The following is a 7,510-nucleotide window of genomic DNA, read 5'->3' as shown; positions in this document are numbered from 1 at the left end:
CGCCCTTTGAATATAAAAGAGCCGATTTACTCTTAACGGAGTAAAATACGGCTCTTTTTTCATATAAATTTGCTTAGCGTGGTTTTTTTCCGAAATGCTGGCTGTACCCCTATTAGGGAAGTCTTGTGGGCTTCCTGCGGTAAATGGTTCTCCTATACGTGTTTTCCGTTTGAGGTGTGGCTTTAAATAGCTACGCCTCTTTATTTTGCACTTTAAATCCCAAAATTATTGGAGGTGAAACATATGTCACTATACAGCAAAGAAGGTATTCCATTCTTTCATGATTATGACTATCGCTACATTCGAGAAGTGAGGCGATTACGTAACTTTACTTTGAGTGAATTTAGTTCATATATGAAAACAGATGTCGCTGATCTTAGCCGATTGGAAAACGGTTTACTACCATTCAGCGTTCATTATCAATCAAAATTCCATGAAGCATTAAAAGAACTTTCAGTATCAAATTTAGAACTAAATTCAGTGAAGAGAATCATTGAATTAAAACAACAAAGAGGAATCAACTAAGGAGGAAATGAAATGTTAAAAATTGACCGTACATCAGTAGATAAAGCAATTGAGGACATGGAACTATTTACAGCTACAAAAGAAGTACTAAAACAATATGAAGCAGAGAAAGAATCATTAGTGAAACGTGGGGAAACAATCACAGAACGCCTGGCACAATTACAGGAACAACATACTCAAACTTTAATTGACAGAGAAGTAGTAAGTGACAATCCATCTGACTACATTTATTTAAGTTCTCAGCTTAGTAAGATTGAATCTGATATGAAAGTACTACTACCACTCAAAGAAGCATTAGAGGAAGAATACACGCTGTTAAAACAGAAGTATATGCCAATCATTCGAGAAACTTACAGTAAGGATTCGTCAGCTAGAAATAAGCATTTCAATGTTAGTGAAGCAGTATCTCACGTCAGGGACGAATTAAAGCTAGTTATTTCAGACTATGAAAAAGCGATTAGCGAACAAGACCAGCAGGTAATGTCTGTTATCTATGATGACTTTCTGGACGACTCAGAACTAATGAATGAAAGCTGGGACAATCCTGATAGACGTATGAAGGCACTAGCATTTAAGCGTACCTTTGATTTCGATAGAAACAACTTACTGTATGAAAAAGAGATTAGATTGTAATGGAAAGGAAGCCAAATAAATGAACTTAACTAGTATCGTAAAACAAGATGTAATGGACGAATTGCGAAAAGGAAATACCGAGGTTCTAAAAGGCTTACCACCAGTTTTAGCTATGCAATATGGACTGGCGTTGCAAAATGAGGCTGGTGGCTATATTGAGGAATCACAAATCAAAGATAAAGAACTAAATGAGGCGGTACTTAATCGTTTACAGGACAGCGGTGTTAAAGAACGCCTAATCAAAGAAATTGAAGCAGAAGAGAAGGCACATGCTGAAAGAGTAGCAATAGCAAAACAAATTACACAAGAGGTCACTAGTTAACGCTGGTGATCTTATTTTATTTAAGGAGGAATTTTACTATGCAAAGAGAAATTAAAGACCCAGTTAAACAGGCCTTATATCAGGAGGCGTTAAATATGAAGTACGGTGGTTCTGTAACCGCAAAGGAACAATACATTAACCCTCGTGCGGTGCTAATACATCATTGTACTAACTGTCATAAAGAATGGCACGCACGTCCTATGTTGCTACTAACTAAGGAAAATCAGAAGCACGTATGCGGATTAGACCCAGTTAAAATGAGTGAAGCTACAAAAAAGAAAAACAGAACCTTAACGGAAATGGACAAACTTAAAATATATAACATGGCTGACAAAGGTATCAGTCAATCAAAAATCGCAACCGCATTAGGAATTACACGACAAACAGTATCTAATATTTTAAAGAAAGCTGAGGAAAGCCGAGTTCGAATTTAATGAACTTGCTTTCCGCTTTTCTTTTGCCCATTTCCAGCCATGCCCTCAATGATTTCCTTTGCTGTCTTGCGATTCTTATTTTTTTCTTTTATTTCAGCCAATCCCTTGTGTACATCGGCGAATCCTTTTGTAAAGGTGGCTTGTAACTCCTTTTGTACGTTCTTCAAATCGTCTAAATTACTTTCTACTGAGTTTTGGGCTTCCCTACAATTCAACTCTCCTATACTATCCTCTATCCTAGCTAACTTAGTATCCATTTCTGTTAGCTTTGCTAGTATCTGTTTTGCAAGTTCCTTTTCCTTTTCTGTTGCCATGCAGCAAGCCCCCTTAAAATGTCCTGAAAAATTCCGCAAAATTATATTTTTTGAAACGGTCTATCTAGTTTACCTTAAAAGCCTAAGCAGGGGTATTTTATAAGGGCTGTACAACAGCAGTAACCAGTGTTAGTACATGAAAGGTGGACTTATCGGGTCACAATCGTTAATCTCGGTATCGCATTTATTGAATATAGTTGCTATTGGTGAATTTCTTTAAGGAATCAGCAAAGAACAGCAAGCCTCGTCAATTTTAGTGAATCATTTTATCTGATAGACCAGCCCGAAAAGGTTTCAAAATTGTAGCGTATTTTGTTCAAGTACTAGACAGCCCATATATAGACCCCTGCCCCCCTATGGTGGGGGTATCCATTTATATAAATATATCAGGTGTCGCCAATCCTCTACATGGTTCGTTACTACCATTCACCTCACTGATCTTACTGTTATCATTCGTCTTTGTTGTTCTTCTTTCATTCTTCTTTCTTTGTTCTTTCATTGTTGTTTCATTCGTTTGTTCCTCACCTCGTGTCGTGTGCCTTGCTGTGCCACGTCCTGTCCTTCCCTCGTGCCTCGCTGTTGCCCTTGCTACTGTCAGTGCTGGTACTATCGCCTTGCCTGTCCTCGCACCCAGCACCGCACCTTACTACTACTATTACTACCTATGCTGTATGTGTAGTGGCGTGGTGGTGTAGTGGTGAATGGTATCCCTACCTAAGACTATATTTATTTGGAACCCCTAAACATAAGGGTTCATTATATATACATATCGGGAGTACTTTACTTCCACAAATTTTATAGAGTCTTGGTCTATTGAAGGAGATTGCGGAAACAGTCGTTCTTCACCTAAAAGAAAAAACAAGGTAAAAGCATCCACTAAAGGGTGCTTTTATTTGTACTTATAACTCATGAGATTTTAGAGTCTATAAAGGTACACCTTAATAGACGGTAAAAAAACTGTCCTTATAGTGTCTATAAAATAAAGAAAATAAACCTTTATAAACGTACATAAAGTAATTGACCTTTATAGACGGTTGATGTATATTAAATTTATCAACTAATAGAAACGGTGGTTTTAATAATGACTGGAATCAATTTTGGCTATATGCGTGTATCAACTAAAGAACAGAATTTGGATAGACAATATGAAGCTTTGAAAAACTATGTAACAGACAAGGATTACATATACAGTGATAAAGCCAGTGGTAAGGATATGGAACGTAAAGGATTTCAAGACATGCTTAAAGCAATGAGGAAAGGCGACACGCTTTATATTAAATCTATTGACCGTCTAGGACGTAATAAGGAACTAATTAAGGACTACCTTAATCAATTTAAGGAAAAAGGGATTAGGGTAAAGATTATAGACCTTCCTACTACAATGCAAGACGTACCTGAGGGACAAGAGTGGGTTATTGATATGATTAACAACATCATTATCGAGGTTTATACTTCTATGGCTGAACAGGAACGTCAAAATATTAAACAACGTCAAGCTGAAGGTATCGCTATTGCTAAGAAAGACCCCAACAAACATCTAGGACGTCCAGTTATGGCACTTCCTAAGGAATGGAACAAGCTGTACAAAGAATGGAAAGCTGGAAAAATAACAGCGGTGGCATTTATGGACACTATCGGCATGAAGAAAGCGACCTTCTATAAGAAAGTGAAAGAATACGAGGCTACACTTTAATAGTGTGGTCTTTTATTGTGCTAATTAAAAAGTTCTGAGACTGTTGTGTATAGAAGGCAAGGAAGCGGTAAAAAGTGAAGAATTGCACTAAATCGACTAATCCTAATATAGCGAAAACCCTTGCTACGCCTATGTTTTACAGAAAAACAACATTGTGCACCGCCTATCCACTACACGTCCATTTTAACGCCTCATATTGCCTCGTACAGCGTCTTAAATCCGTTTATTTGTTTTTGTATCCGAAAATAAATAAAACCCCACAGATTTAATTCTGAGAGGTCTAGTGTTGTTTTGAAATCATATTTTAGTGAGGAAAGAGTAAATCACAAGACGGTGTGATTATAAACCTCAACAAAGCCCATTCTTATCACATGGTTAATCCTTAATCACATAAGGTGCGGATTTATAAGTTTAATAATCCCTTTTTCAAGGATTAACCCACTGATTAACAAAGATCATGTAATTCCCTCAGGTTCACGGAGACCGTCATTTATAAATGTGTCTAAATTGTGAACGTCTTGAACCCTTGGTACGATTGCTTTCATGAATCCTTTCAAAAACTTTACAATTGAGGCACTGTAAAATTAGGTGGTTTGATAAGCTATAGAGTACAGGAACTTAAATAACTATAATTAACTCTATTAACAGTAATAAAGATAAAACATTACCTCACTTCGTTCGGTGCTTCGCAAAATAATTAAAAACTAAACTATAAATAATCCTATTAACAGATATTATAGTATTACTTTTAAAGATTGCATGGAATGAACGTAGTGAATGACATGGCGTAAGCAATAATAACCTATGCAAAGAAAGTAACATACCAAATTGATAATAAACAAATCCATCCAATTGTAATTGCTGTATACTTTAAAGCTGTCATAAAGAAGTTCATAGAATCTCCTTTTAGGTATAATGTATACCATACATACAAATCTTATCCGCATCATAATAATAAAAATATATATACCTCCATATAATCACCCACCGATCTTACTGTTGATTGGTGGGACTTTTCTTTATGCCTTTTTCTCTACATACCTTACATAATTCACTTATTTCCTCATAACAATTAGCCAACTTAATAATCATTTGTTTTTCTTTATAGTCTTATTCTATGATATACTCATAATAAATTGGAGAATCATTCTCCTCTCTAGAACCATCGTACTCATTTTTTTTGATTATCTATTCACTTTGACGTTTAGTCCAATAACTAAGCGTCCTTTTTTATTTCTTATACCGTAATTTCCTGATATAATGTTTGTAAAGTTATGGGGAAAACTCCCCTTCTCTTTACTACCTATTGCGTTTAGTCCTATTGGCTAGACGCCTTTTCTCTTTTTCCCCTATATAGTTCTTACTCTATGCATCGTTTAAGCCCTATTTTCCTCTATCATTGTTAGTGGTAGTTACTTATATATTCCACTACCCATCGTTAGTGGTAGGAATTTCTTTAAACTCTTTTAAAATCACTTGACTTTAGGTTTTAGGTTTTTGCTTACTTGATGGCTGTGTTTTTCAGGCTTTTGGACACAGAAATTCCTACCTATACGCAAAAAGAAAGCAGACTTCAAGCGTATAAGTAGTAGTTGTTCTGATACTTACCGTCAGGCATGTCCCCGAGTATTTTGTATCACCCCTATTTAACACTAGGTTTTCACCTAAACAAGTCTACTACTTCAAATAGCCCTGGTAGTTTCCCTTTCGGTACTTATGACTTGTCCTACACGCCCGTAAGCGTCTATCCTTCCTAACGACAGCACTTTGATTCACTGGTAGCTTTCACCATTCAGATACAAGCGTAAATAGGGAAACGCTTATTGTATCCTAGTCCTACTTTTGCGATGGTCGGACACCCTGTCGATTTTTTCAGCACGTTATCACAACGTTCTTCTCGTGGTTTGGCTTCCACGCTTCACTTAATACGAACGCAAAACAAAAAGGACGTTTACCTCAATAACCTGTCACCTTCACAAGTTAAAGAGATAAACGCCCTTTTGTAGAACCCTGTCATTTATCTAAGACTTTTGCAAACTAATTTTTACTAGTTGAAAAAGAGTAGAGTACGGGTTACAATGGATTCATCAATTAGTCCTGTTGCGTCAGGGCTAATAAATTTAACTTAGTGGTCGGACACTAGGTTACAAGAAGCCATTTCCATTGAAGTACTAGAGGTGTCGGAACCCTTAGTATGGAGGAAATGGTTTTTTTGTGCTTCCGTTCGTATTAGGTTGTTCTCATTTTACCTCTATCTACCCTACAAAATCAAGCATTCTTCGATATTATTATTCTTGTTACCTTATACGGTAAGAGAATGATAGACTGAGGCAAAGTAACTCATTTACAAAAAGATCAGGTATTAAATCTTGTAAAAGGTGATTAGCAGCCATGTATAGAATCACTTCTTTGAGGTGATGGTTATGACGGTGGAAACAGCAATAAGATATCAAGAAATTACAGGAACTATATTTAAAAATGGGCGGTTTCAATATGAAGCTAGTCATAAAGTATCCTTTGATGATAACTATGAAGCTACTTTTATTCTAGGTGGCAAATACAATGAGTTATTTACGATTCTTTGCCGATGTAATACGCTTTATCTTGAACCTGAGTATAAGAATGCACCTAAAATTATAATTGAATTAACTGGTTGTTATGGCAGTTTTAGTGAGTATTATTTCATGGATTCATTTAGAGATGTAAATGCTTTTCTGAAGGAGATGCAACCTTTAATTGATGTTGCAAAACATATGGAACAACAAACTGAATATCCTGAGTAATAGTTTAAATAAATGTGAGGGTGAATACACTCTCACATTTTTTCGTGTTCACTATGTAGTCATAACGTAGTCGCTTTGTATACATTTTGTATTGCAGGAACTTAGTTAACGAATACAGAATGTATTCGTTATGAATCTATATGAGGTGATAACGTGGGCTATTTAGAGAAATACGCTAGAAATAAAAGACGTAAGGAAAAGTCAGAAGTACTTACAGCAAGACTTCCTCACAGCTTATACGAGGGTTTCAAGACATACTGTGATGATTTAGGGCTATCTATTAGTGAGGCGGTTTGTCTACTTGTAGAACGTGAAATGGCTGGGTCAGACAACGCTTTTGATGAAGTAGCGACTACAAAAGAATACATAAATAATACTTATAGTAGTGAAGATGAAGTTAAAACGAATACAAAACCAACTACAAGTGTAGTTAGAAAGAATACAAATAAAAACAATTCAAATACAAAACGATTCACAGTGAAACAATGGGTAGTTAATGACAAGCTTCCTTGTCCAATTTGCGGTGAATGGAAGACAGCTGGGAACTTCCTAAGACACGCAAAAACGCATGGAATGACTACGGAACAAATTTTTACTAATGAAGAATATAAGGAAACAATTGAGTTAATGGTTGCTGAATTTAAAGAAGTAATTTAGTTACCTGTAATGGATAGGTAGTTTAAGAACCTACTATTAGGGGTACCGCCAGCATTTCGGAAAAAAACCACGCTAAGAGAATTTATCTAAAAAAGAGCCGAAATTTACCCCGTTAAGAGTAAATTGGCTCTTTAATATGTAGAGGGTGC

9 protein-coding genes are annotated in these 7,510 nt (G+C 36.1%); 7 read left to right on the top strand and 2 right to left on the bottom strand.

The window, feature by feature from the left end:
* Window positions 1–243 precede the first annotated feature (243 nt).
* Genes MR147_RS26610 through MR147_RS26595 form a run of 4 tightly spaced genes read left to right on the top strand, consistent with a single transcriptional unit; the run spans window position 244 to window position 1,914 of the window.
* Window positions 244–525, top strand: coding sequence for a hypothetical protein (locus MR147_RS26610; RefSeq protein WP_070180721.1), 282 nt, complete (start codon window positions 244–246; stop codon window positions 523–525).
* Between the two features lie 12 nt (window positions 526–537).
* The gene (locus tag MR147_RS26605) at window positions 538–1,158 is read left to right on the top strand and encodes a hypothetical protein (protein WP_242230531.1); all 621 of its coding nucleotides are present in this window, start codon (window positions 538–540) and stop codon (window positions 1,156–1,158) included.
* 19 nt (window positions 1,159–1,177) lie between these two features.
* Window positions 1,178–1,480 carry a hypothetical protein gene (locus MR147_RS26600; RefSeq protein ID WP_242230533.1) on the top strand — a complete coding sequence of 101 codons (303 nt, stop codon included), beginning with the start codon at window positions 1,178–1,180 and terminating at the stop codon, window positions 1,478–1,480.
* Window positions 1,481–1,518: 38 nt separating this feature from the next.
* Window positions 1,519–1,914, top strand: coding sequence for a helix-turn-helix domain-containing protein (locus MR147_RS26595; protein ID WP_001188533.1), 396 nt, complete (start codon window positions 1,519–1,521; stop codon window positions 1,912–1,914).
* Here MR147_RS26595 and MR147_RS26590 read toward each other — a convergent pair.
* Both MR147_RS26590 and MR147_RS26585 read right to left on the bottom strand, forming a co-directional pair.
* Window positions 1,911–2,228: a chromosome segregation protein SMC gene (locus MR147_RS26590; protein WP_242230535.1), complete on the bottom strand. Its 318-nt coding sequence runs from the start codon at window positions 2,226–2,228 to the stop codon at window positions 1,911–1,913. The genes MR147_RS26595 and MR147_RS26590 overlap by 4 nt on opposite strands.
* A 373-nt stretch (window positions 2,229–2,601) precedes the next feature.
* Complete coding sequence (locus MR147_RS26585; protein WP_242230529.1) at window positions 2,602–2,865, bottom strand: hypothetical protein; 264 nt, start codon at window positions 2,863–2,865, stop codon at window positions 2,602–2,604.
* 444 nt (window positions 2,866–3,309) lie between these two features.
* Between MR147_RS26585 and MR147_RS26580 the strand changes: the two genes are divergently transcribed.
* The 3 genes from MR147_RS26580 (at window position 3,310) to MR147_RS26570 (ending at window position 7,361) form a co-directional block, all read left to right on the top strand.
* Window positions 3,310–3,921 carry a recombinase family protein gene (locus tag MR147_RS26580; RefSeq protein WP_095691841.1) on the top strand — a complete coding sequence of 204 codons (612 nt, stop codon included), beginning with the start codon at window positions 3,310–3,312 and terminating at the stop codon, window positions 3,919–3,921.
* Between the two features lie 2,429 nt (window positions 3,922–6,350).
* A complete protein-coding gene (locus MR147_RS26575; protein WP_139137653.1) occupies window positions 6,351–6,704 on the top strand; it encodes a hypothetical protein in 354 nt (117 codons plus the stop codon).
* Between the two features lie 153 nt (window positions 6,705–6,857).
* The gene (locus tag MR147_RS26570; RefSeq protein WP_070180720.1) at window positions 6,858–7,361 is read left to right on the top strand and encodes a hypothetical protein; all 504 of its coding nucleotides are present in this window, start codon (window positions 6,858–6,860) and stop codon (window positions 7,359–7,361) included.
* The last annotated feature ends 149 nt before the right edge of the window (window positions 7,362–7,510 follow it).

The organism is Bacillus cereus group sp. BfR-BA-01350 (assembly GCF_022663775.1).
In the GTDB taxonomy this organism is placed as follows: Bacteria; Bacillota; Bacilli; order Bacillales; family Bacillaceae_G; genus Bacillus_A; species Bacillus_A paranthracis.
Note: the sequence above shows the minus strand (reverse complement) of the source record. Positions and strands in the feature narration are given on the sequence as shown.

Coding starts and splice junctions, on each gene's coding strand:
- MR147_RS26610 (WP_070180721.1), top strand. CDS start 244: ATGTCACTATACAGCAAAGAAGGTATTCCATTCTTTCATGATTATGAC.
- MR147_RS26605 (WP_242230531.1), top strand. CDS start 538: ATGTTAAAAATTGACCGTACATCAGTAGATAAAGCAATTGAGGACATG.
- MR147_RS26600 (WP_242230533.1), top strand. CDS start 1,178: ATGAACTTAACTAGTATCGTAAAACAAGATGTAATGGACGAATTGCGA.
- MR147_RS26595 (WP_001188533.1), top strand. CDS start 1,519: ATGCAAAGAGAAATTAAAGACCCAGTTAAACAGGCCTTATATCAGGAG.
- MR147_RS26590 (WP_242230535.1), bottom strand. CDS start 2,228: ATGGCAACAGAAAAGGAAAAGGAACTTGCAAAACAGATACTAGCAAAG.
- MR147_RS26580 (WP_095691841.1), top strand. CDS start 3,310: ATGACTGGAATCAATTTTGGCTATATGCGTGTATCAACTAAAGAACAG.